Origin of the sequence: Nonomuraea fuscirosea (assembly GCF_003001935.1) — a bacterium.
Classification (GTDB): domain Bacteria; phylum Actinomycetota; class Actinomycetes; order Streptosporangiales; family Streptosporangiaceae; genus Nonomuraea; species Nonomuraea fuscirosea.
Window position 1 is genome coordinate 98,395 of sequence record NZ_PVNG01000018.1, and the last position, 22,122, is coordinate 120,516.

21 protein-coding genes and 1 tRNA gene are annotated in these 22,122 nt (G+C 70.2%); 7 read left to right on the plus strand and 15 right to left on the minus strand.

Annotated features, from left to right (window positions below):
• Window positions 1-709: 709 nt before the first annotated feature.
• Window positions 710-1,972: a serine--tRNA ligase gene (gene serS, locus B0I32_RS36100; protein ID WP_106247426.1), complete on the plus strand. Its 1,263-nt coding sequence runs from the start codon at window positions 710-712 to the stop codon at window positions 1,970-1,972.
• Between the two features lie 1,185 nt (window positions 1,973-3,157).
• Here serS and B0I32_RS58090 read toward each other — a convergent pair.
• Window positions 3,158-4,492, minus strand: coding sequence for a sialidase/neuraminidase family protein (locus B0I32_RS58090; RefSeq protein WP_181308155.1), 1,335 nt, complete (start codon window positions 4,490-4,492; stop codon window positions 3,158-3,160).
• A gap of 1,126 nt (window positions 4,493-5,618) precedes the next feature.
• Complete coding sequence (locus B0I32_RS36110) at window positions 5,619-5,822, minus strand: cold-shock protein (RefSeq protein ID WP_043619750.1); 204 nt, start codon at window positions 5,820-5,822, stop codon at window positions 5,619-5,621.
• 250 nt (window positions 5,823-6,072) lie between these two features.
• Between B0I32_RS36110 and B0I32_RS36115 the strand changes: the two genes are divergently transcribed.
• Window positions 6,073-6,843: an HAD family hydrolase gene (locus B0I32_RS36115; protein WP_342751815.1), complete on the plus strand. Its 771-nt coding sequence runs from the start codon at window positions 6,073-6,075 to the stop codon at window positions 6,841-6,843.
• 15 nt (window positions 6,844-6,858) lie between these two features.
• Here B0I32_RS36115 and B0I32_RS36120 read toward each other — a convergent pair whose 3' ends face one another.
• Window positions 6,859-7,380: a bacterial proteasome activator family protein gene (locus tag B0I32_RS36120; RefSeq protein WP_106247429.1), complete on the minus strand. Its 522-nt coding sequence runs from the start codon at window positions 7,378-7,380 to the stop codon at window positions 6,859-6,861.
• A 5-nt stretch (window positions 7,381-7,385) separates the two neighbouring features.
• Window positions 7,386-8,342 carry an NAD(P)H-quinone oxidoreductase gene (locus B0I32_RS36125; RefSeq protein ID WP_106247431.1) on the minus strand — a complete coding sequence of 319 codons (957 nt, stop codon included), beginning with the start codon at window positions 8,340-8,342 and terminating at the stop codon, window positions 7,386-7,388.
• Window positions 8,343-8,456: 114 nt separating this feature from the next.
• On the opposite strand from B0I32_RS36125, the gene B0I32_RS36130 reads away from it, so the two are divergent.
• Window positions 8,457-10,820, plus strand: a complete 2,364-nt coding sequence (locus B0I32_RS36130; RefSeq protein WP_342751816.1) for a nucleotide-binding protein — start codon at window positions 8,457-8,459, stop codon at window positions 10,818-10,820.
• Between the two features lies 1 nt (window position 10,821).
• Here the strand turns inward: B0I32_RS36130 and B0I32_RS36135 are convergent.
• Window positions 10,822-10,908, minus strand: a tRNA-Ser gene (locus B0I32_RS36135).
• Window positions 10,909-10,959: 51 nt separating this feature from the next.
• Between B0I32_RS36135 and B0I32_RS36140 the strand changes: the two genes are divergently transcribed.
• Entirely contained in the window at window positions 10,960-11,286 is a 327-nt protein-coding gene (locus B0I32_RS36140) for an STAS domain-containing protein (protein WP_181308157.1), read from the plus strand.
• Window positions 11,287-11,396: 110 nt separating this feature from the next.
• On the opposite strand, the gene B0I32_RS36145 is transcribed toward B0I32_RS36140, so the two are convergent.
• Genes B0I32_RS36145 through B0I32_RS36170 form a run of 6 tightly spaced genes read right to left on the minus strand, consistent with a single transcriptional unit; the run spans window position 11,397 to window position 15,987 of the window.
• Window positions 11,397-12,242: an NUDIX hydrolase gene (locus B0I32_RS36145; RefSeq protein ID WP_106247434.1), complete on the minus strand. Its 846-nt coding sequence runs from the start codon at window positions 12,240-12,242 to the stop codon at window positions 11,397-11,399.
• 12 nt (window positions 12,243-12,254) lie between these two features.
• On the minus strand, window positions 12,255-12,965 hold the full coding sequence (locus B0I32_RS36150; RefSeq protein ID WP_106247436.1) for a M15 family metallopeptidase: 711 nt from the start codon (window positions 12,963-12,965) through the stop codon (window positions 12,255-12,257).
• A 47-nt stretch (window positions 12,966-13,012) separates the two neighbouring features.
• Entirely contained in the window at window positions 13,013-13,489 is a 477-nt protein-coding gene (locus B0I32_RS36155) for a universal stress protein (RefSeq protein WP_181308159.1), read from the minus strand.
• A gap of 13 nt (window positions 13,490-13,502) precedes the next feature.
• Window positions 13,503-13,739: a hypothetical protein gene (locus B0I32_RS36160; protein ID WP_106247439.1), complete on the minus strand. Its 237-nt coding sequence runs from the start codon at window positions 13,737-13,739 to the stop codon at window positions 13,503-13,505.
• On the minus strand, window positions 13,736-14,179 hold the full coding sequence (locus tag B0I32_RS36165) for a hypothetical protein (protein WP_106247440.1): 444 nt from the start codon (window positions 14,177-14,179) through the stop codon (window positions 13,736-13,738). The genes B0I32_RS36160 and B0I32_RS36165 overlap by 4 nt, the downstream gene beginning before the upstream one ends.
• Window positions 14,176-15,987, minus strand: a complete 1,812-nt coding sequence (locus B0I32_RS36170; RefSeq protein WP_106247442.1) for an MDR family MFS transporter — start codon at window positions 15,985-15,987, stop codon at window positions 14,176-14,178. The genes B0I32_RS36165 and B0I32_RS36170 overlap by 4 nt, the downstream gene beginning before the upstream one ends.
• Before the next feature lie 98 nt (window positions 15,988-16,085).
• Here B0I32_RS36170 and B0I32_RS36175 point away from each other — a divergent pair, with 98 nt between their 5' ends.
• From B0I32_RS36175 to B0I32_RS36185, 3 genes are all read left to right on the plus strand, one after another.
• On the plus strand, window positions 16,086-16,646 hold the full coding sequence (locus B0I32_RS36175) for a TetR/AcrR family transcriptional regulator (protein WP_106247444.1): 561 nt from the start codon (window positions 16,086-16,088) through the stop codon (window positions 16,644-16,646).
• A 138-nt stretch (window positions 16,647-16,784) separates the two neighbouring features.
• Entirely contained in the window at window positions 16,785-18,113 is a 1,329-nt protein-coding gene (locus B0I32_RS36180) for a glycoside hydrolase family 6 protein (protein WP_106247445.1), read from the plus strand.
• Between the two features lie 111 nt (window positions 18,114-18,224).
• Window positions 18,225-19,205, plus strand: coding sequence for an LLM class flavin-dependent oxidoreductase (locus B0I32_RS36185; RefSeq protein ID WP_106247447.1), 981 nt, complete (start codon window positions 18,225-18,227; stop codon window positions 19,203-19,205).
• A 3-nt stretch (window positions 19,206-19,208) separates the two neighbouring features.
• Here the strand turns inward: B0I32_RS36185 and B0I32_RS36190 are convergent, their stop codons facing one another.
• The 4 genes from B0I32_RS36190 to B0I32_RS36205 all read right to left on the minus strand — a co-directional run bounded on the left by B0I32_RS36190 (window position 19,209) and on the right by B0I32_RS36205 (window position 22,064).
• The gene (locus tag B0I32_RS36190) at window positions 19,209-19,646 is read right to left on the minus strand and encodes a hypothetical protein (protein ID WP_219912184.1); all 438 of its coding nucleotides are present in this window, start codon (window positions 19,644-19,646) and stop codon (window positions 19,209-19,211) included.
• 9 nt (window positions 19,647-19,655) lie between these two features.
• Complete coding sequence (locus tag B0I32_RS36195) at window positions 19,656-20,726, minus strand: DUF6745 domain-containing protein (protein WP_106247448.1); 1,071 nt, start codon at window positions 20,724-20,726, stop codon at window positions 19,656-19,658.
• 104 nt (window positions 20,727-20,830) lie between these two features.
• Entirely contained in the window at window positions 20,831-21,286 is a 456-nt protein-coding gene (locus B0I32_RS36200) for a hypothetical protein (protein WP_106247450.1), read from the minus strand.
• On the minus strand, window positions 21,270-22,064 hold the full coding sequence (locus B0I32_RS36205) for a PAS domain S-box protein (RefSeq protein WP_106247451.1): 795 nt from the start codon (window positions 22,062-22,064) through the stop codon (window positions 21,270-21,272). The genes B0I32_RS36200 and B0I32_RS36205 overlap by 17 nt, the downstream gene beginning before the upstream one ends.
• Between the last annotated feature and the right edge of the window lie 58 nt (window positions 22,065-22,122).

A 22,122-nucleotide genomic window follows, 5' to 3' on the forward strand; every position in this document is an offset into this window, starting at 1 on the left:
CTGAGCTCAGCTCATCGAGCGGGGTGAGTGTCCGGCTTGAGTCCGATTCATCGGGCGGATGGCTGTCCGGCCTGAGCTCCACCCATCGGGCGGATGGCTGTCGGGCCTGAGCTCAACTCATCGAGCGGGATGGCTGTCCAGATCGAGTCCAACCCATCGAGCGGGATGACTCCTTGCCCCGAGTCCGATTCGCCAATCGGAGGGGCTTCACCACCTGAGCCCGATCAATCGGACGACTTTCACCCTGGCCCGCCCCGCCTGACGAAGCGCCTTCCCAGCTCAGGGCTGGCCCAGCGACGTCGATCTGTTTCACCGAACCAGGTCCGGCGCGCCTACCAGGAACGACTCCCCGGGCTCGGGGCCGCCTCAGCGACGTGGACGCCGTCCCGCCGAACAAGGTCCGACTCGCCGACCTGGGACCACTGCCCATTGCTAGCCCGACCCGCCGATCTGGGACCACTCCCGACCGCCAGCCCGACCCGCCCACCAGGACGCCTCCCCGGGCTCAGGCCCGTTCCAGCGAGCAAGCCCGAACCAACCGGCCCTCGAAAGCGGGTCCGAGTCATCGTTCGAGGACCACTTGCCGACCGGAGCTGGTCCTGACCCGGGGAGGAGGCATTCGGGTTCAGGGCCGGGGTCGGATGAGTGTTCGGTGGCGTGGGTGGGAAAGCAGGGGCGGAACGCCTCCGTACGCCGGTAGCCTTTGTTTGTGATTGACCTGCGTACCCTTCGTGAGGACCCCGACCGGCTACGGGCGTCGCAGCGTGCCCGCGGTGAGGACGACTCGATCGTCGACACGCTGCTCGACCTCGACGAGCGCCGCCGATCCGCGCTGACCTCGTTCGAGTCTCTGCGCGCCGAGCAGAAGAGTATGGGCAAGTCGGTCTCCAAGGCGCAGGGCGAGGAGAAGGCCGCGCTGCTCCAGCGGGCCAAGGACCTCGCGGGTCAGGTGAAGGGCGCCGAGTCCGAGGCGGAGAAGCTGGCCGCCGAGCTGGACGGCGTGCTCCAGACGGTGCCCAACATCGTCGAGGAGGGGGCACCGGAGGGCGGCGAGGACGACTACGTGGTGCTCGAGACCTACGGCGAGCCCCGGACGTTCGACTTCGAGCCGAAGGACCATCTGGAGCTGGGCGAGGCGCTCGGCGCGATCGACATGGAGCGCGGCGCCAAGGTGTCGGGCTCGCGGTTCTTCTTCCTCAAGGGCGTCGGCGCGCGGCTGCAGCTCGGCCTGCTCAACATGGCCATGCAGCAGGCGATCGAGGCCGGGTTCATCCCGATGATCACTCCGGTGCTCGTCAAGCCGGAGACCATGCAGGGCACCGGCTTCCACGTCGCCCACGACAAGGAGATCTACCGGCTCCCCGACGACGACCTCTACCTGGTCGGCACGTCGGAGGTGTCGATGGCCGGCTACCACGCCCAGGAGATCCTCGCCGCCGACGAGTTGCCGCTGCGGTACGCGGGCTGGTCGTCGTGCTTCCGGCGCGAGGCCGGCTCGTACGGCAAGGACACCCGGGGGATCATCCGCGTCCACCAGTTCGACAAGGTCGAGATGTTCTCCTATGTGCGTCCTGAGGACGCCCAGGCAGAGCACAAGCGCCTGCTCGACTGGGAGAAGGAGATGCTGGCCAAGATCGAGGTGCCGTACCGGATCATCGACACCGCCGCGGGCGATCTCGGCATGTCGGCGGCCCGGAAGTTCGACTGCGAGGCGTGGATCCCGACCCAGGGCCGCTACCGCGAGCTGACCTCGACCTCCAACTGCACCGAGTTCCAGGCGCGCAGGCTGGCCGTCCGCTATCGCGACAAGGACGGCAAGCCCCAGCACCTGGCCACACTCAACGGCACCCTGGCCACCACCCGCTGGATCGTGGCCATCCTGGAGAACCACCAGCAGGCCGACGGCTCCGTGGTGGTTCCCGAGGCGCTGCGCCCGTACGTGGGGCTCGACGTGCTCACTCCTGGCAAGTGACCATCAGAGTCACGTGACTGGATCCTGGTGACCGGCCCCGCGTGACGGCCGACCTAGTTCCGAGTGATCGGACAAGGGCGGCTGGTCCGCGCGGCCGGTTTCGGGTGAGCGGATCCGGGCCGCCGGATCGATGTGACGGAATTCGGCTGACCGGATTCGTGTCCGTCGGTTCCGAGTGCGTGGGTGCGAGCCGCCGGGTCCATGCGACGGAATTCGGGCAGGCGGTTGCGGGTCGTTGGGTTTCGGGTGAGGTGGGTGCAGGTGACCGACCGGATCCGGACCTTGGGTGGTTCCGGGTGTGTGGGTGCGGACGGTCCATGCGACGGAGTCCGGACGCGCGGCTGCGGGTCGCAGGGTTAGGGGCTCGGGTCGCCGGACCCATGTGAGGGCTACGGCTGACCGGCTTGGGCTTGCCAGGTTCGGGGTGTGCGGATCCGGCCCGCCGGATTGATGTGACGGAAATCGGGTGACCGGATCCGGGCCTTCGGTTGTTGCGGGTACGGGGGTGCGAGCTGCCAGGTCCATGCGACGGACTCCGGGTGCGCGGCTGTGGGTCGCTGGGTTTTGGGTGAGGGGTGTCGGGTCGCCGGGACCTATGTGCGGGGCTACGGGTGAGCGGCTCGGGTTGCCGGGTTCGGGGTGCGCGGGTTCGGGGTGCGGGTGACCGACTGGACCGGGTTTCGGTTGTTGCGGGTGCGGGGGTGCGGGCCGCCGGGTTCATGCGACGGAACCCGGGTGGCCGGCTCGGGTTGCCCGTTTGGGGTGACGGGATCCACGTGGCTGGAACGAGGTGCGTGCCTTCGAGTGACTGGCCCAGGTCACCGGCCGCGGGTCACCGGGTCACCGGCCTGCGGTCACTGGCTTGGGGTCACTGGCTTGGGGTCACCGGCCTGGGGTGACCGGCCCGGGGTCACCGGTCGGCGGGTCACCGGTCTGGGGCCAGCTGGGGTTACCGGCCCGGGCCAGCGGGCTACCGGCCTTTGGGCATCGGATCCCCGGCCAGAGTCACCGGATCACCGACCCCAATCACCGGATCACCGGATCATCGGCCCGAGTCGCCGGATCGCTGGTCACCGGATTCGGTCACAGGCTCCGGGGGCTTCGGGCGACCGGTGCAGAGGGAGTCGGCCGTGCGAGGTTCAGATTCGGGGGACCGGATTGACGTGGGCGGTGAGGCCGGAACGGTTACTCGTCTGGGAAGGGCTTTGGTCGGCGGGTGTCGTGTCGGATGAGGGCGGCGCTCGTCAGTACGACGATGGCGGTCAACAGGGACGCGATGGCGACCGCTACCGAGTACGACTCGGGCGTCCCCTCGGCCCACCCCGCGAACGGCAGGTAGACGCTCCCGTACACCAGTGGTGCCCCCAGCACCCCGACAGCCGTCGCCACTGGTCGGGTCCGGCCCACCGCCAGGACGACGCAGATCACCCCGCCCGTCAGTACGGCGAGGAAGCCGAGGACGCGGAGCGGTAACGAGATGTCGTCGGACGGCGTCGGCCAGCCGTTGAGCAGGAGCAGCAGGCCCAGGCAGGCGGCCACCGCGGAGCCCGTGTACGCGCGGGTGTATCGGCGCAACCCCGCCCCCACTCCGCCGAACAGCACGCAGGCGGCGAGGAAGAGCGCCACGCCCCATTCGGGGCCCGTGTCCACTTCGGCCGTCCGGAGCCCCGGCCAGCCGATTCGCCGCCATGTGCCCGACGTGTCGCGGATCGCCAGCCCGTCCACGCCGTTCGCCACGACGACGACGTGCCCGCCGGGCCGCGCCTGGACGGCCAGGGCCCTGGAACGCAAGTCCGGGGCCTGACCCCCGTACTGCCTGGTCACCCGCTCCAGTGCGTCGCCGGTGACCTCCCAGGAGGGCCGCCATGTACGTCCCCCGTCGTCCGACTGCTCCACGCCCAGCCGGCCGGCGGTGATCCGGTAGCACCTCGTGGCCTGCCCGGGTACGCACTGGGCGCTCTGGGCCGGTCTGGGGTGGTTGTCGCCGGTGATCTCCGACCAGCTGAGCCCTCCGTCGTCGGAGATCCACGTGGTCCTCCCGTACGTGGGCACGCTGATCCGGCCGCCCGAATCCACCTCGACGGACTCGGCCGAATAAGGGGGCGTGGCGGAGGAGGTGGCGGTGACCGCGAGCAGGGCCAGCGGCATCGTCACGATGATCCGCCACCGGGACGAGGAAGGACGGCTGAGGCTGCGGGCGCGTACCCACCAGGCGAGGGCGAGGGCGGGCAGGGCCAGGAGGTCCGTAGGATCGGCCAGGACGCGCGAAGGGCCCGCGACGAAGGTCCAAGCCTGGGAGGCGAGCTCAGCGCCCGTCTCCGTGGTCTTCACGAGCGCGAAGGCCACGCCCGTCGCCAGGATCGCAGCCAGGTCCGCCCGGCGCCGCAGCAGTAGTGCCAGCAGGGCCGGTGCTACGACCAGGCCCGCGACGTCGCTGAGCTTGCCCGTGACGAATCCCGGCCAGGTGTGTTTGAGCAGGTGGTCGTTGATCAGCAGCACGAGCACCCCGGTAACGGTCACGGGGTGACACAACCACGCGTACCTCATACACAGGACGACCGCTGCGGGCCTCCGGTGGTTCAACGGTTACGTGAGTCGAGTCACAGCCGTGACCAACCCGACACCAGCACAGAAGCAGGCAAGTGTGATCTTCCCGAGCGTAGCGGTGCCGGTGCTTGCCTCAGCGGGAGCCGGGCTGGGCGGTACGCGGCCGCTTCTGGATGTGCCGCTACGACCTCCACCTAGGGCTTGCGAGGGTTCCGACTTCGGTGCCCTCCCCCTTGGGCTCGGAGGTGGTGGGCCAGGCCAGACCGGGACGAGACGGGGCGGGGCGGGCCATGACGAGACGAGACGGGGGCGGGGCGGGACGGAGCGGGGTGCGGGACGGAGCGGGGTAGGGCGGTTGCGGTACGCCGCCGCTTCTTGATGCGCCGCTATGAGGCCAGACGCAGGCATGATCGGCTTGGACGACGGGCGGACCGGCCCGGACGCCGGCGGGACCGCCCGATGCAGGCATGACCGGCCCGGACGTTCACGGGACTGCCCGACGCAGGTCGGGACCAGCCCGACGCGAGCGAGACCGGCGCGACAAGGCAGGCGTGATGGGCCAGACTTCAGCGGGCCACTCAGGCTCCAGCAGGACCAGCCAAGCTTCAGCGGGGCAGTCGGGCTCCAGTTGGACGACCCGGACCTCAGCGTGAGCGTCCTAATGCCGGCGGATCGACTCGGCACTGGTGGGCCTGGGGCCGAACCTCGGCCGGGGCCGGTCCGGCGCGAGCGGGATCGGCCCGATGCCGGTGGGATCGGCCCGGCCCGCTGGCAGGACGGGTCTGCCGCAAGTGTGATCAGCCAAGACGCCAGCGGAATCGGCCTCGACACCACCAGGATCGGCCCGATGCCGGTGGGATGGATCCGGCGCGCCGGCGGGACGGGTCTGCCGCAAGCATGATCAGCCCCCACACCAGCGGAACCGGCCTCGACACCACCGGGATCAACCGGGCACGGCTTGGCTGGGCCCGACCCGGGCTGAGCGACAGCGACTGCGGTAGCGGCGCGACCGGCCTCGGCATGATCGGGACCGGTCCAGGTACAAGCAAAAGACCGGAGCCCGCTGGAAGCGAACTCCGGTCTATCTCGCTGCTACAGGTTAGATGGCTCGGACCTGGGAGGCCTGCGGCCCCTTCTGGCCCTGCGTGATCTCGAACTCGACCCGCTGGCCGTCTTCAAGGCTGCGGTAGCCGTTGCCGACGATCTCGGAGAAGTGCACGAACACGTCCGGCGCACCGCCGTCCGGGGCGATGAAGCCGAAGCCCTTCTCGGCGTTGAACCACTTGACGGTTCCCTGAGCCATAAAAGCTCTCCCTCAGGATGTGAATCTATGGGACCCACACCTCGTGGGTCCCGGTGTGTCGTACAGCAAGCACCCGGGGTGGCTCAGACAAAGTCATGCTGGTTTTCACTACGGGATCAGCTAATACAACGCCATCACATCTAACACCATTCTGGAGCGTTGGTGTTCCCGTCCCAACGAAGATTTCTGTCAGGCGGCATCACCGGGCAAACTGGAACCTGTTATGCAGAGCCTTCCAGCACCGCGCCTAGTGGCCACCGACCTCGACGGTACCGCGTTGCGCACCGACGGAACCGTGTCTCCCCGCACGGTCGCCGCCTTCGGCAAAGTCGAGGAATCCGGGGCCGTCCTGGCGTTCGTGACGGGGCGTCCGCCCCGGTGGATGGGCGGTGTGGCGAGTGCGGTACGTCACCGCGGGCTGGCCGTCTGTGCAAACGGAGCGCTGATCTACGATCTCCATACCGAACGGATAGTGGAATCTCACCTGATCACGGTCGAGGTACTCGAGGAAGTCGTCGCTCAGCTAAGAGCGAACGTAACGGACCTCGTATTTTCGGTCGAGTACGAAGCCGGTTTTGCGCATGAGTCGGATTTCCTCCTGAGTGCCCAGGACAGGCGCCCGGGAGCCGTCGGGATCGCCTCGATGACCTCGCGTCCGTGCGCCAAGTTGCTGGCCCTGCATCCGGCCATGGGCGCGGACGAGCTTCAGGCCACGGTGGAGGAACTGGTGGGGCATCTGGTGACGGCCACGCACTCCAGCGGAAGGGGCCTGATCGAGATGAGCGCCCAGGGCGTGACGAAGGCGACGGCCCTGGCGGCGCTCGCCGGGCAGCACGAGGTCAAGCCTGCTGAGACCGTCGCGTTCGGTGACATGCCGAACGACCTGCCCATGCTGAGCTGGGCAGGTACGTCGTACGCGGTCGCCAACGCGCACCCGGCCGTGCTGGCGGCGGTCGATCACGTGACCGCGACCAACGACGACGACGGGGTCGCACGGGTGATCGAGGAGCTCTACGCATAACCTCCGCGACGGGGGCTACAGGTAGGGGCCGGAACCGCCATGAGGGCGCTGGGGGCCGCCGTCGTCGCCCTGCGGCACACCGGGCAGCGCCCTGCGCATCTGCTCCAGCTGCGCGCGGGCGGCCATCTGCTGCGCGAACAGCGTGGTCTGGATGCCGTGGAAGAGACCTTCGAGCCATCCGACCAGCTGGGCGTGCGCGATGCGCAGCTCGGCCTCACTCGGCGGCGTGCCGTTCTCGTCGGTGAACGGGAGCGACAGCCGCTCCAGCTCGTCGACCAGCTCCGGCGCCAGGCCGTCCTCGAGCTCCTTGATGGAGGACTCGTGGATCTCCTTCAGGCGCTTGCGGCTGGCCTCGTCGAGGGGAGCCGCGCGGACCTCCTCGAGAAGCTGGCGGATCATGCTGCCGATGCGCATCACCTTGGCGGGCTGCTCGACCAGGTTGGTGACCGAGCGGTCGTCCTCGCCACTATCGCCCTGACCTTGGAAGTCAGGGCCCACCACCACGATGTGGGGGGTGTTGTTGTCCTCAGCATTCATAACACTCACCGTACTAGCAGGATCTTGCCGACGTGCTCTCCGGAATCCAACATTCGGTGGGCTTCGGCGGCTTCCGCCATGGGCACCTCCGCGTAGATCACGGGACGTACGGCACCGGCTCCGACCAGGGGCCAGACGTTGTCGACGACGCTGCGGACGATGACGCCCTTCTCGTCCACGGGACGCGAGCGCAGCGCGGTGGCGTGCACGGAGGCGCGCTTGGCGAGCAGGGCGCCGAGGTCGAGCTCGGCCGTGCGCCCGCCCTGCAGCCCGATGACCACCAGCCGGCCGCCGGTCTTGAGCGCGCGCACGTTTCCTGCCAGGTATTTCGCGCCCATGATGTCGAGGATGACGTCGGCGTGAACCTTGTCCGCGAAGTCCTCCTCGCGGTAGTTGATCACCTCGTCGGCTCCGAGCTCCCTGACGCGCTCGGCCTTGGCGTCCGAGCCGACCGTGGTGACGACGTGCGCGCCGAGCGCCTTGGCGAGCTGGATCGCGAAGGTGCCGATGCCGCTGGCGCCGCCGTGGATCAGCAGCGTCTCGCCCCTGCGCAGCCGTCCGACCATGAACACGTTCGACCAGACCGTGCAGGCCACCTCGGGCAGCCCGGCGGCCTCGCGCAGCGCCACCCCTTCGGGGACGGGCATGACCTGCTGCCACGGTACGGCTACGCGCTCGGCGTAACCGCCGCCCCCGAGCAGCGCGCACACCTCGTCCCCCGGCTTGAACTGCTCCACGTCCGCCCCGACCTCGGTCACCACCCCCGAGACCTCAAGCCCCGGGTACGGTGAGGAGCCGGGAGGCGGCTCGTAGAATCCCATCCGCTGCAGGACGTCGGCCCGGTTCACCGCCGAGGCGGTGGTGTCGATGAGCACGTCGCCCCGCTCGACGCTCGGCTCCGGCACCTCGTGCCACTCCAGGACCTCCGGTCCGCCCGGCTTGACGATCTCAATGGCTCGCATGCGAACCACGGTAGCCGGGCAAAGAAGTTCTGGGTTGCCGAGCTGCGCCGGACCATGTGGCGTTAACCTGCAATGTATTTGCTGCCCCTTTAGACCCACCCGAGGGGGAACACGGTGGCAAGACACGATCGAGAAGAATCTCTCGAGGAACAGCTGGCCTGGCTCGACGCGATCAAGGAGACGGAGGAGGCGCCCGTTCCGGTCAGCGCCTCGGCCGCGGTCGCCGACGAGCCGGTCGCTTCGCCGTACCCCAAGGATCCATGGCAGCACGTGCCGCAGCAGCACGACACGCCGACGCCGCCGCTGTTCCGTGCGGCGGTCGACTCCGTGTACGGCCCCGAGGCCGCCGAGGACCTTCCCCAGGCGGAGAGCGAGGCCACCCAGTGGCTCGACCGGGCCGCGCTGCAGGAGAAGCCCGCCCCGAGCGCCGACGACCCCTTCCACGGCCCGCTGAAGCCGCTGCCGCGCCCCGACGACACCGACGCCTTCTCGCTGCCGCTCACCCCGCCGCAGCCGGCCGCGAGCAAGCCTGAGGCGGCCGGGAGCAAGGCCGAGGCGACGGAGGACGAACCGTGGCCGCACATCCCCGACTGGGCGCGGGAGTCCACGGAGAGCGAGGAGACGCGGCGTCCCGAGGCCGCCGCCGAGCCCGCGGACGAGGAGAAGGCGCGTCCCGAGTCGGTGGGTGCCGAGGCCGCACGTGCCGAGCCCGCGCGTGACGAGCCGGTCGTCACGGAGGCCAAGTCCTCGTGGGCGGACACCCAGCCGGGCGACGAGGCCCCGTCGTGGGCGCAGGACCAGCCAGGCGAGAAGCCGGCCGCCAAGGCGGGCCCGGCGGAGACGCCCTCGGCCGCCGACCGGCCGCAGTGGGCCGAGCCGTCCGAGACGCTGCCCCGGAGCGAGCGCCCGCAGTGGGGCGACCCCGAGCCGCGTTCCCAGGAGTCGTCCCCGTCGCTGCGTACGCCGCTTCACGGCTCCCAGGAGCCGCTCCACGGGTCTCAGGAGCGTGACGAGGCCGCGGAGCCCGAGCGTCTGGCGTGGAGCACCGAGCAGGCCCCCAAGTGGGGCGATGAGCAGCGGCTCACGTGGTCCGACGAGCCGTCCGCGTGGTCCGCCGAGCGGCCCTCCTGGTCGGAGGATCGTGCTCAGCGGGACGAGCAGCCGCAGCGGGACGACGACAGGTCTCAGCGGGACGACGAGCGTTCCTCCGGTGACGCGGTACGTTCCCAGCAGGAGGAGCCCCAGCGTTCTCCATGGGACGAGCCGCAGCGCTCCCCGTGGGACGAGCCCCAGCGTGCTCAGCGCGAAGAGCGGGAGGAGCCGCAGCGGGACGAGCCGCGGCGTTCGCGGAGGGCGCAGCAGCCCGAGAACCCCGCCAGGAGCGAGCCGTCCGAGCGGCCCCAGTGGGCCGACCAGCCGCAGTGGGCCGACCAGCAGGAGTGGCGGCCCGCCGAACGCGAGATCCCGCCCCAGACGCGGCCACGCCGCCGCCCGGCCCCCATCCCCGTCTTCACCGCCCCGCCCAGGCCCCCGGTCACCGGCCGCCCGACGGCGGAGAGCCTCGACCCCGAGTCCCTGCTACGCGGACGGCGTAACGCGCCCTCCAAGGGCTGGCGCCGCATCGTCTACAAGGCGTCCGGCGGCTGGATCAAGCCGGGCGAGCCCCCGGAGGTCCGCCGCCGCCGCGAGCTGCTCACCAGGGCCCGCACCCCGGTGACGGCCGGGCACCACCGGGTGGCCGTGCTGAGCCTGAAGGGCGGCGTGGGCAAGACCACGACCACGGTCGGCCTCGGCGCCACGCTGGCCTCGGTGCGCGGTGACCGCGTCATCGCCGTCGACGCCAACCCCGACCGGGGCACGCTGTCCGACAAGCTCGTCCTGGAGACCTCGGCCACCGTACGCGACCTGCTCAACGAGCGTGACCAGGTCAAGCGGTACGTCGACATCAGGGCGTTCACGTCCCAGGCCTCCTCGCGGCTGGAGGTGCTGGCCTCCGACCGCGACCCGGCGGTCTCCGAGGCGTTCAGTGGCTCCGACTACCAGGACGTCTCCCAGGTCCTGGAGAACTTCTACTCGATCTGCATCACCGACTGCGGCACCGGCCTGCTCCACTCCGCCATGGGCGGCGTGCTCGGGCTGGCCGACCAGATCGTGCTGGTCAGCTCCCCGTCGGTCGACGGCGCCAGGGCGGCCTCGGCGACGCTCGACTGGCTGGAGGCCCACCACTACGCCGACCTGGTCAAGAACGCCACCGTGGTGCTGTGCAGCGTCCGGCCCAGGTCGAAGTCGGCGGTCGACATCAAGAAGCTGGAGGCCCACTTCGCCGCCCGGTGCCGCGCGGTGATCAGGGTGCCCTATGACCCGCATCTGGAGGAGGGCGCGGAGATCGACCTCGACCGGCTCCAGGACGCGACGAGGGAGGCTTACCTGCAGCTCGCCGCCAGCGTGGGCGACGGCTTCGCGGGGACCCGCGAGTGAGCGGAGGGTGTGGGATTCGAACCCACGAGGCCATCGCTGACCTGGCCGCTTTCAAGGCGGCTGCACTCGTCCACTATGCGAACCCTCCCGTGCGGAAACCACGATAGCGGCTGTGGTGGCAGGGGTGTACGTTCAGGAGGTGGCGGATCTCAACGTCGAGGTGCAGCGCGGCGCCTGCCAAGCGCTCGTGCGCGTGAGCGGTGACCTCGACAAGCTCACGGCTCCGCTGCTGAAGGACTGCCTGGTGACGCTGTTCGCCGAGGGGCGCGTGGAGATCGTGGTCGACGCGGCCGAGCTGGAGTTCTGCGACTCCAGCGGCCTGTGGGTGCTGGTCGAGCACCAGCGCAGGCTGTCCGCGCACGCCGGGAGCTTAGGCATCGTCGGCGTGCACGGCGTCTTACAGCGGGTGCTCGACGTGACCGGGCTCAAGACCGCCTTCGACCGCGTGGTCCCCGCGGAGCTCTGAACAGGCCGAATCAGCCGCCGAACGCACCCGCGGAGCTCCGACCGCGCGAAAACAGCCGCCGAGCCAAGCCGCCGACCAAAGCCAAGCCGGGCCGAGCCGAGCCGCCGACCTCAGCTTCCGAGCTGCGACAGCAGCCACTTGGGGCCCACGGTCTCCGCGCCGAGCTCACCGACCCGCTCCTTGAGCCCCCGGTCCGCCGTCACGACGAGCACCCGCTCCCACGGCTTGGCCGCGCGTACGACGTCGACGATGGCGTCATCGCCGCTCCCCGTCGCCGCCACCACCTGGATCCCCGGTACGGCCGGAGCGCTCCGAGCCGCCCCCTCCACGACCGCCACCATCCGCGGATACCACTGCGCCAGCACGGGATGCGCCAGCCGCAGCCCGGACACGTCGTTCAGCAGCCGCGTCGCCGCTCCGAGCCGGTCGTTCCACCAGCCCCGCTCGGCCCGCGCCCCGACGATGTTGGCCACGTCGAGCACCAGGGTTTCGGGCCTGATCGCGCCCTGGATGTCGGTCCACGTGGCGGCGAAGCCGGGATGCAGCTCACGCTCGGCGATCTCGGGCAGCGCCACCCAGCGCAGCTCGGTGCTCTCGCCGTTGGCCGGCGCGGCGGCCAGCAGCTCGGCCGAGGCGGCGATCACCGTCTCGAACGTCCACCCGCCGTGGTCGTCGAGGTAGACCCCCTGCACCCGCAGCCCTTCGCCGCCGAGCGCCGCCTCCTCGCGGGCCTCGCGCAGCGCGCTGGCCACGGCGTCCTCGTGGCTGTCGCGGGCGCCGCCGGGCAGCCCCCAGGTGCCGCCGTGGTGACTCCACCACGAGCGTTTCTGCATGAGCACGTACGGCACGCCGAGCTCGTCGTGGTGGACGACCAGCAGCCCGGAGGCTCCATGAACGCCCCAATGCCGGTGCCCTTGCGCGCACTCGGTCCAGCCGTCGCCGTCCTTAGCTGCCATGACGGGATTGTCTCAGCCTCCGCCCTTGGAGAAATGCTGGTAATCCTTGGTGCCGGACCAGTAGCCGCCCCACTCCCAGCCGACGCGGGAGAAGGCCTTGACGACCTTGTCACCAGGGTTTACTACACCTTTACCGCTAACTGGCCGTTTGGCGAACTTTTTCGCATTCTGGTGTGCGGTGCTGCCACTTGCGGTGACATATGGGTTCTCGCGGGGATTGATGTCTATCGCTTCCCCGTAGGCGTGATTCGACCAGTTGCTCGAACCGGTCGCCGGGCGGCAGTTGAAGGCCGAGGTGTTGTCGGCGTCGATCGAGTCGTAGTCGTCGCCCTTGTACGCGTCCACCAGCTTCATCTGCTTGATGGGCCAGCGCCACCCGTACAACCTCTTGAAGACCGTGACGATGTCGTCGGTCACCGTCTTGCGCACGACCAGCCGGCCGGTGTGCGGTTTGTCGTCGAAGCCCCAGTACGTCAGCGTGACCAGCCGCAGGTCCCGGTAGTGGACCGGGCAGCCGGGACGCCACGAGTAGGGGAGCTGGTCGCGCGCGACCCGCGAGACCTTCGCGCTGAACGGCGGCGGACCGGTGGGGCTGGGGCTGGGGCTGGTGGAGTCGGAGGCGGACACGGGCGTGGTCGATCCGGGCGTCTCGTGGACGGAAGCGGGCGAGGCGACCGGCTCCCCCGCGCCGCACGAAACGGACGCGAGCACCACGAACGCCATGGCGGCAGCACGTTTCATCTCGCCACCATATGCGACATCCGCCCTGGTCAAGGGACTATCAGCACAGTACGGCGAGCCCGCTTGGCCAGCCCGGAGGAAACCGAGCTCCACCACGACCTGCGTGAGCGGCCCACGACGATCGCGTCGGCCTTGTACGAACTGGCCAGCGTCTCCAGCTCCCGCGCCGCGTCACCCCGCATGCTGACGAACTGCCACGGCACCCCGGCGCCACGCAACTCGTCCCTGAGCTCCTCGGCCAGGTCACTGGCCGAGTCGGGGATGATCGGCGACCCGGCCCAGAACCAGAGAGGGGTGGCGTTCAGCGCCTCGACGAAGGCGACGAGCAGCGCGGCGTCGTCCCTGCGGGCGAGCCCGGCCGCGTACGCGAGCGCGTTGCGGCTCGGGCCCGATCCGTCGAAGCCCACGACGAGCAGGCTGGCGCCGTCCTTGCCGATCTCGAACCGCCCTTCGGGGAGCCTGCCTTCCAGCGGCTCCCCCTGGGGGTCTGTCCCACTGCCGAACACGGCATGTCTCGCGTCAGGACTCGGCGTGCCTGCCGCGCGAGGCCAGCTCGCGCAGGGCGTCGGCGGCGAAGACGACGAGGCTGACGAACGACACCGCGGCGATCCCGCCGCCGAGCCACAAATCGTTGACCGTCGCGTCCGCGTAGGACCCGCCGCGGGGCTGGTAGCCGACCACGAACGGCGCGGCGACCAGCCACAGGCCGCCGAGGAACAGCAGGACGAGGGCGGACACGCCCAGTTTCGCCATCATCGGTTCTCCTCCACTCCGACCAGGGACGTCTTGCCGTTCTGGCGGTGCTCGCCGCCGCCGGGACGGGCTCCGGTGTTCAGGTCCTCACGCAGCGCCTCGACGAGGGGCGCCAGCAGGCTGGCCAGCTCCGCGGACGACGCCTGCGGCGCGGGGACCGGCACCGGCTCGGGCTCGGGCTCAGGCTCGGGCTCGGCCTTGCGCGGCCTGGGCTGCACCAGCCCGCGCAGGACGAGCTCCTCGCGGATGGCCAGCACGAAGGCGATGGCGCCGACCAGTCCCACGACCGCCACGCCGAGCCCGGTGAAGAACTCGGACTGCGTGGCGTTCGTCCAATCGGCGTCCTCGGGCTGGGTGCCGAGGGCGAAGGGCGCGATCATCAGCCACAGCCCGGCCGGCACGGCCAGGGCCGCCGCGACGGCGCCCACGAACTTGCGAATCATCGGGAGGTTCCTCCTGTTACAAGGTCCTTCTGTGGCGGCGTGGCCTGCGCGATCAGAGTGCGCGAGGTGGGCCGCAGCACGTTGTGCACGACCGATCGGGCCCGTTCGCGCTCGGAGCGCTCGTCGGGCGGGGCCAGCCTGGCGACCGCGCTCAGCAGCGCGGAGGGCTCGCCGTTCACCCGTTCGATGCGCTGGGAGATGAGTTCGAGCAGCAGACCGGCCAGGACCAGGTCGTCCTTGCTGAGCGGCTTGGCGGCGACGGGCTCGACCGGAGCGCTCGTGCCGCGCAGCGGCAGCTCCTTGAGGAAGAGCGTGGCCAGGAACCCGAGCAGGGCGATGGGCACGCCCACCAGGAACACGGTCTCAAGGCCGCGGGTGAACGCCTCCAGGACGATGTTCTTGATCGGCGCGGGCAACATCTGGATGGCGTCGGGACTGCCGAGCTTGACGTCCCCGCCGCCCGGCACCGAGATGTGCGCGGCCCGCAGCATCTCGGCCATCTCGTCCTTGAGCCGGCCGGTCAGGATGGCGCCGAACGCGGAGACGCCGACGGCGCCGCCCAGCGACCTGAAGAACGAAACGCCCGACGTGGTCGCGGCCATGTCGCGCAGCTCGGAGCCGTTCTGGGCGGCCAGGATGAGCATCTGCATGGACAGGCCGAGGCCGACGCCCAGCACGCCCACGTCGAACCCGATGAGCCACAGGCTGGAGTCGACGTGCAGCCTGGACAGCAGGAACAGGCCGATCGCCACGATGAGCAGGCCCGCGACCGGGAAGATCTTCCACCTGCCGGTCTGGGTGACGATCTTGCCGGAGATCACGCCGGACAGGAACAGCGCCACCACCATGGGCAGCGTCATCAGACCCGAGTTGGTCGGGCTGAGCCCCTTGACGATCTGCAGGTACTGCGGCAGGTAGATCATCGCGCCGAACATGGCCATGCCGACGAACAGCGAGGCCAGACTGGTGAGCACGAACGTCGGGTTGCGGAACAGCCGCGGCGGCAGGATCGGATTACGCGCGGTGCGCTCCGACAGCACCGCCAGGGCCAGCATGAGCAGCGCGGTCGCGGACAGGGCGTAGGTCCAGAACGAGTTCCACTCGAACTCGACGCCGCCCAGCGTCAGCAGCAGCATGAGCGCGCTCGCGCTGGCCGTGATCGTCGTGGCGCCCCAGATGTCGATCGACGTGCTGCGCTTGATCCGCTCCAGCTTCAGCACCTTCTGGATGACCACGAAGGCCACCACGGCGAACGGCACCACCACGTAGAAGCACCAGCGCCAGCCCAGCCAGTCGGCGTCCACGATGAAACCGCCCAGCAGCGGGCCCGCGACCGTGGAGATGCCGAAGACGGCACCCATGTAGCCGGAGTAGCGGCCGCGCTCCCTGGGGGAGACGATGTCCCCCAGGATCACCTGCGACAAGGCCGACAATCCGCCCACACCCAGGCCCTGGATGGCCCGCGCCGCGATCAGCTGCCCGATGTTCTGCGACAGGCCGGCCACCAGCGAGGCCGCGACGAACAGCCCCAGCGCCGTCTGGAACAGCAGCTTGCGTCCGAAGACGTCGGACAGTTTGCCCCACAACGGCGTGGACACCGTCATCGTCAGCATGGTCGCGCTCGCGACCCATGAGTACTGGTCCTGACCGCCTAGTTCCCCCACGATCGTCGGCAGCGCGGTGCCCACCACAGAGGTCGAGATCATCGACGTGAGCATCGCGAGCATGAGCCCGGACATGATCTCGAGGATCTCGCGGTGGGAATAGTGCCGTTTCGTGGGAGATGCGGCCTGCGCCTGAGCTACCAAAGCTCCCACATCTCCTTCTTACCGTCTTAACCGACTTGAGTATACGCCTGTTTACTAGCCGTGCGGTTAGTGGGGTGTCTGTTGAGTAGAGTGCGGGCATGAGTCCCCAGGTGACCGAGGCCAGGCCACGCGACCGCGAGGCCACTCGGGAGCGGATTTTGCGGGCCGCCCGCACCTTGTTCGGCGAGCAGGGCTATGAGCAGGTGACCGTACGCATGATCGCGGCGGCGGCCGACGCCAACATCGCCCTGGTGGGCCGATACTTCGGCTCGAAGGCCGGCCTCTTCGCGGCGGTCCTTGAGGGCGAGCCGGTCTTCAGCGCCCTGTTCGAGGGCGACGAGCAGGGGCTGCCCAGGCGGCTGGCCGAATACGCGGCCGAGCGCATGCGGCAGCCGCCGGACAGCCCGATCCTGCGCACGCTCGAACGCTCGGCCCGCCATCCCGAGGTGCAGGCGGTGGCCAGAGAGCGCCTCATCGCGGCGGTGCTGATCCCGCTGGAGGCCAGGCTCTCCGGGTCGGACGCCCGGGCCAGGGCCCGCATGGCCGCGGCGATCCTGCTCGGCATCGGGGCGACGCGCCGCAGGCTCGGCCCGGAGGAGCCCACGCCGGCCGACGTCGACCGGCTGACCGCCGTCTTCGAGGCCTGCCTGGCGGAGTGAAAGTTTCACCCGATTACTTGGGTCCGACCTGCGGTGATGGCTAAAGGATCGATCCGATGTCTTTGTCCGGCGAGCCGGGCTCCCTAGCATCCGGGGTGCCGGTGGGAGCGCTCCCACATGACGGACGGAGTTATCCACATGTCTCGCAGAAGGTCCGTGCTGGCGGTGCTCGCCGCGGCGGCCGCCTCGGCCGTGGCGGGAGCGGTCGTCCTCTCCTCCTCCACCGCTCAGGCCGCCGACTCCGCTTTCTACGTGGATCCCCAAACGAACGCCGCCAAATGGGTGGCGGCCAACCCGAACGACAGCCGTACCGCCGTGATCAGGGACCGGATCGCCGCGGTGCCGCAGGGCCGCTGGTTCGCCACCTACAACCCCACGACCGTGCGCGGCCAGGTGGACGCCTACGTCGGCGCCGCCGCCGCGGCCGGCAAGATCCCGATCATGGCCGTGTACGCCATGCCGAACCGCGACTGCGGCGGCCCCAGCGCGGGCGGCGCGCCCGACCACTCCGCCTACCGGGCCTGGATCGACCAGATCGCGGCCGGGCTCGGCGGCCGGCCTGCCGCCGTCGTCCTCGAACCGGACGCCCTGGCGATCATGACCAACTGCATGAACTCCTCCGAGCAGGCCGAGGTGAAGGCCTCCATGGCCTACGCGGGCAAGAAGCTCAAGGGGACGTCGTCGCAGGTGAAGGTCTACTTCGACATCGGGCACGACGCCTGGCTGTCCCCCTCGGAGGCCGCCTCCAGGCTGACCGGCGCGGACGTGGCCAACAGCGCCGACGGCATCGCGGTCAACACCTCGAACTACCGGGCCACGGCGGGGCTGGTGTCGTACGCGAAGAGCATCATCGCGGCGACCGGCGTCTCCCGGCTCAAGGCGGTCATCGACACCAGCCGCAACGGCAACGGCCCCGCCGGCAGCGAGTGGTGCGACCCGGGAGGCCGCGCCACCGGCACCTGGAGCACCACGAACACGGGTGACTCCGCGATCGACGCCTACCTGTGGGTCAAGCCGCCCGGCGAGGCCGACGGGTGCATCGCGCAGGCGGGGCAGTTCGTGCCGCAGCGGGCGTACGACCTGGCCATCGCCGCGCCGCCCCCCACCACTCCCACGGTCACCCCGACCGTCACCCCGACGGTGACGCCGACGGGCGGTCCCGGCGGGTGCGCGGCGACGTACCAGGTGACCAGTCAGTGGAACAACGGCTTCCAGGCCGAGGTCACCGTGCGCAACACCGGCACGTCGCCGCTGAACGGCTGGCGGGTCGGCTGGACGTTCCCGAACGGTCAGACGATCTCCCAGCTCTGGAACGGCAACCTGACGGCGGGCGGCGGCTCCGTCACCGTCACCAACCTCGACTGGAACGGCGCGGTCGGCGCCGGCGCGACGGCCACGTTCGGCTTCCTCGGCGGACACTCAGGGCAGAACGGCACTCCCGCCACGCTCTCCTGCACCGCCTCCTGAGCGCCTCCTGATCCCCCACGGCAGCGCCGTGGGGGATCAGCCATGAAATAACACCGCATTCGCGGCTGTTGCACAGAGCTGGTCACACCGCTCTGCGAAAGGCGCGTACTCATGGCTCTGCCGCTGTCCATCCTCGATCTGGCGCACATCGGCGAGGGCGAGACGGCGGGCGACAGCTTCGCCGCCAGCGTCGCCCTGGCACAGCGGGCCGAAGAGCTCGGATACCAGCGGGTCTGGTACGCGGAGCACCACAACATGCCGAGCATCGCCTCCTCCGCGACCAGCGTCCTCATCGCCCACGTGGCCGCCCATACCAGCACGATCCGCCTCGGAGCGGGCGGCGTCATGCTGCCCAACCACTCGCCGCTGACCATCGCCGAGCAGTTCGGCACGCTGGAGACGCTGCACCCGGGCCGCATCGACCTCGGGCTCGGCCGCGCGCCGGGCAGCGACCAGCAGACCATGCGGGCCCTGCGGCGCTCGCCCGCGTCGGCGGACTCGTTCCCGCAGGACGTGCTGGAGCTGCAGGGTTACCTGGCGGGCGAGTCCCGCATCCCCGGAGTGGACGCCACCCCGGGCAAGGGCACCAACGTGCCGCTGTACATCCTCGGGTCCTCGCTGTTCGGCGCGCAGCTCGCCGCGGCACTGGGGCTCCCGTACGCGTTCGCCTCCCACTTCGCGCCCGCCGCGCTGGAGGAGGCCGTCGCCATCTACCGGCAGGAGTTCAAGCCCTCCGCCCAGCTCGACCGCCCGCACGTCATCGCGGCGCTCAACGTGATCGCGGCCGAGACGACGGAGGAGGCGCAGGAGCAGTTCCTCGACTCCAAGCGGCTCCGGGTCACCCGGTTCCTCGGCAGGGGGCGCACGTTCACCACCGAGGAGGCCGACATGATCCTGCAGTCGCCCGCGGGTCAGCAGATCGTGCAGATGGCCAAATACTCGGCGGTCGGCGATCCGGCCGAGGTGAAGGAGTACGTGGACAGGTTCGCCGAGCACGCCCGCGCCGACGAGCTCATCGTGGCCTTCGCCGCGCCCGACAGGAAGGCGTGGATGCGGTCGGCCGAGCTGCTGGCGCAGGCGTACTCGGACTGAGGTTCAGTCCGCGACCAGCCGGGCCCTGGTGCCCTCGTGCTCGCGCTGGCGCCTGACCACGTACGTGCCCGGCGCGCAGCCCGAGCCCCCGTGCTCCGGATGGAGCAGGTAGACCGGGACCGAGGCGGTGAAGACGCCGATCGCCAGGCCCTGGGAGTCCGCGACGTGCGTGGTCCAGCGGCAGGTGCCGGGGTCGGCGACGAGGGTGTGCGGGTTGCCGCCGGCCGCGCCGCGCAGCAGCTCGACGCCTTCGGCCGGCACCGGCTCCCATCGGTCTTCCGGAATCAGGGTCACCGACGTGGCGACGAGCGGGAGCGGGATGACGATGAGGTCGCCCTGGGCCTGGAGGCCGTCGACGACGGGGATGCGGACCGACTGCTCCAGGTGGTCGAGCACCGCGAGTCCGGTCCGCCGGCTGAGAGAGGCGAGTGTGACGGTCATGGGCATCACCTATGTTCTGCGGAGGAGTGTGGCGTACTGCTCGCCGGACAGCCCGTACGTCCATCCGGCGGCCTCGATCGGATCGTTGAGGTAGACGGGCACGGTGAGCCCGTACCGGCGGCGGTGGCCGTCGCGCTCGACCGAGCCGTTGACCGCGAGGAGCACTCTCGTGCCCCGGCGCACGTCGTAGAGCCGCAGCTCGGAGCCCGGGTTGCCCGGGTCGGGCGCGCGGGAGACCAGGCGCAGCCCGGCCTGCTCGATGTAGGCGTCCCAGCCGAGTCGCTCGATCGCGCACCGCCTGACCTCGACGTTGACCTCGTCGGCGATGCGTTCGACGGTCGGGTTCTCGATCACCCAGGACGGCACCTGCGTGCCGTGCCAGGCGTGCACGGCCCATCCGTCCGTGTACCGGACGGCCGGGCCGCTCGCGTGGTGCGGTCTCACCTCGCCGTCGTCGCCCGCGACCTCGGTGTGCAGGGCGACCGGCCGCTCGGAGACGACACAGACGTGCTCGTCCGGCCACCACCAGTGGCACGAGCCGAGCACGGCCGCCCACAGCTCGAACCGCCGTTCCTGCTCGGCGTCGAGCACCAGGCCGGCGGTGCGGCGCAGCGCGTCGTAACGGGCGATCCGGGAGACGTAGTGGGTCCGGTCCCAGCGCATCCAGCCGGGCGCCCCCCAGCTGTGCGCCCGCCGCAGCGGTGGCAGCAGGCAACTGCTGATCGAACGCTGGAGCGGGAAGAACACCTCCTGCTGGACGATCCGGTCGATCGTCCAGTGCGGCCTGCGCATGCCCGCTTCGACGGTCCGGGACCACTCGTCCTTGAGCTCGGCGAACCGGGACAGGAGCGGCCATCGGTCCGGATGCTCAGGCGAGTGCGACAGACCTGGAGGAACGGTCGCCAGGGCCGCCAGTGGTGAGGCGACCCAGTGGAACCGGGGTGGGGAGAGCCCTGCCAGACGGTAGAGGGCGGAGACGGCGGCTTCTACGGCCGGGCGGTCGGCGGGGAGCGTCGACAGCGCCCGGCCCAGCCATTCCTGGCGAATCGCGGCAGCTTCCCGCTGCACGAGCGCGTTCACCGGTTGAGGGCGGAAGCGCCCTCCTTTCGCATGATCATGCGATAAATGGTGACAGACGCGAGCGACGGTTGTCCACCACCCTTCTTGCCGGGTGCCACCCGGGGTCATTCCTTCTGGGGGTACCGGAGCTGGTAGGGGCCGGTCGTCTCGGACGCGGGCGCCGGGGCCAGGCCGGCCGAGATGAGCTGCGCGCGCAACGTGACGACCGTCCGCTCCAGAGCCCTGATCTGGGCCTGGAGCCGGTTGATCTGGTCGCGCATCGCGGTGGACGCGCTCTGCTCGCTGGCCAGGTCGGTGCTCACCTGGGAGGCCTGCGTCTGCATCCGGACCAGCTGTCTCTCCAGCTGGCTGAGCGCGTCCTCGTAGATCGTCTTGGCCCTGATGAAGGCCTCGGCGTCCACCTTGGAACGCTCCAGCTCGGCCTGGCGCTCCACCTGGAGCAGCGAGGTCTCCTGGGTCTTCTTGTTGGCGTCGGTGGCCGACCGGAAGGCCATGTACGCCACTCCGAGCGGAACGGCGCCCACGGCGACCTGAATGAGGATGTCAGTCAGGCTCGGCATCGCCACCTCCTCCGACGGGCCGGATCACGCCCGTGTAGGCGATCCCGTCCTCGTGATGCCAGGCGTTCACGGTCAGCGCGATCGGGAACTCGGTGCCGTCGCGTCGCAGGCCCACCAGCGGGATGATCCGCCCGGCCAGCTCGGACCGGCCGGACGAGCTTACCCGGAGCAGCCCGGCGGAGTGCTGTTCGCGCAGACGGCGTGGCATCAGCATCGTCAGCGGCCGCCCCACGGCCTCCTCGGTGCTCCAGCCGAACAGGTCGGCCGCCTGGAGGTTCCACGACTGGATGATGCCGGCGGAGTCGGCGACCACCACGGCCGCCGCCGGAGGCAGGGTGCCGGGCAGCCGTCCCGGCGGCCTGGGCGCCTCCGGCCAGGTGGCGATCAGCGCGATCCAGCTGCCGAACGCCAGCCAGACCGCGCCGGCCACCCAGCCGCGCTGGTTGGCGCCGGTCACGGTGGAGACCATGTGCACCAGCCCGTACAGCAGGAGCAGCGCGGTGGCGGCGGCGAACGCCATCCGGTCGGAGCGCATGAACATCTGCACCAGGCACAGGGTGCCGACGAGGAACCAGGCCAGCGCCCAGACGTTCAGCGGGGCGACGGAGGCGAGCGTGGTGTAGCCCGAGGTGGCCCGCTGGGAGGGCGGCGCGAACACCAGCGAGACGGCGATCACCTCGCCCAGCAGGCCGACGAAGGCGAGCGACGCGCCGCGCCTGCCGATGCGGTGCAGGGCGCGGCGGAATAAAGCCGTTCTGACGGCGTCTCCGTTACTCACGGTTGCCAGGGTAATGCATATAGTTAGTCCTAGATGGCCTTATCGTAACCTCCGCCGA

Coding starts and splice junctions, on each gene's coding strand:
- B0I32_RS36110 (WP_043619750.1), bottom strand. CDS start 5,822: ATGGCTCAGGGAACCGTCAAGTGGTTCAACGCCGAGAAGGGCTTCGGC.
- B0I32_RS36120 (WP_106247429.1), bottom strand. CDS start 7,380: ATGAATGCTGAGGACAACAACACCCCCCACATCGTGGTGGTGGGCCCT.
- B0I32_RS36125 (WP_106247431.1), bottom strand. CDS start 8,342: ATGCGAGCCATTGAGATCGTCAAGCCGGGCGGACCGGAGGTCCTGGAG.
- B0I32_RS36145 (WP_106247434.1), bottom strand. CDS start 12,242: ATGGCAGCTAAGGACGGCGACGGCTGGACCGAGTGCGCGCAAGGGCAC.
- B0I32_RS36150 (WP_106247436.1), bottom strand. CDS start 12,965: ATGGCGTTCGTGGTGCTCGCGTCCGTTTCGTGCGGCGCGGGGGAGCCG.
- B0I32_RS36160 (WP_106247439.1), bottom strand. CDS start 13,739: ATGATGGCGAAACTGGGCGTGTCCGCCCTCGTCCTGCTGTTCCTCGGC.
- B0I32_RS36165 (WP_106247440.1), bottom strand. CDS start 14,179: ATGATTCGCAAGTTCGTGGGCGCCGTCGCGGCGGCCCTGGCCGTGCCG.
- B0I32_RS36175 (WP_106247444.1), top strand. CDS start 16,086: ATGAGTCCCCAGGTGACCGAGGCCAGGCCACGCGACCGCGAGGCCACT.
- B0I32_RS36180 (WP_106247445.1), top strand. CDS start 16,785: ATGTCTCGCAGAAGGTCCGTGCTGGCGGTGCTCGCCGCGGCGGCCGCC.
- B0I32_RS36185 (WP_106247447.1), top strand. CDS start 18,225: ATGGCTCTGCCGCTGTCCATCCTCGATCTGGCGCACATCGGCGAGGGC.
- B0I32_RS36190 (WP_219912184.1), bottom strand. CDS start 19,646: ATGACCGTCACACTCGCCTCTCTCAGCCGGCGGACCGGACTCGCGGTG.
- B0I32_RS36200 (WP_106247450.1), bottom strand. CDS start 21,286: ATGCCGAGCCTGACTGACATCCTCATTCAGGTCGCCGTGGGCGCCGTT.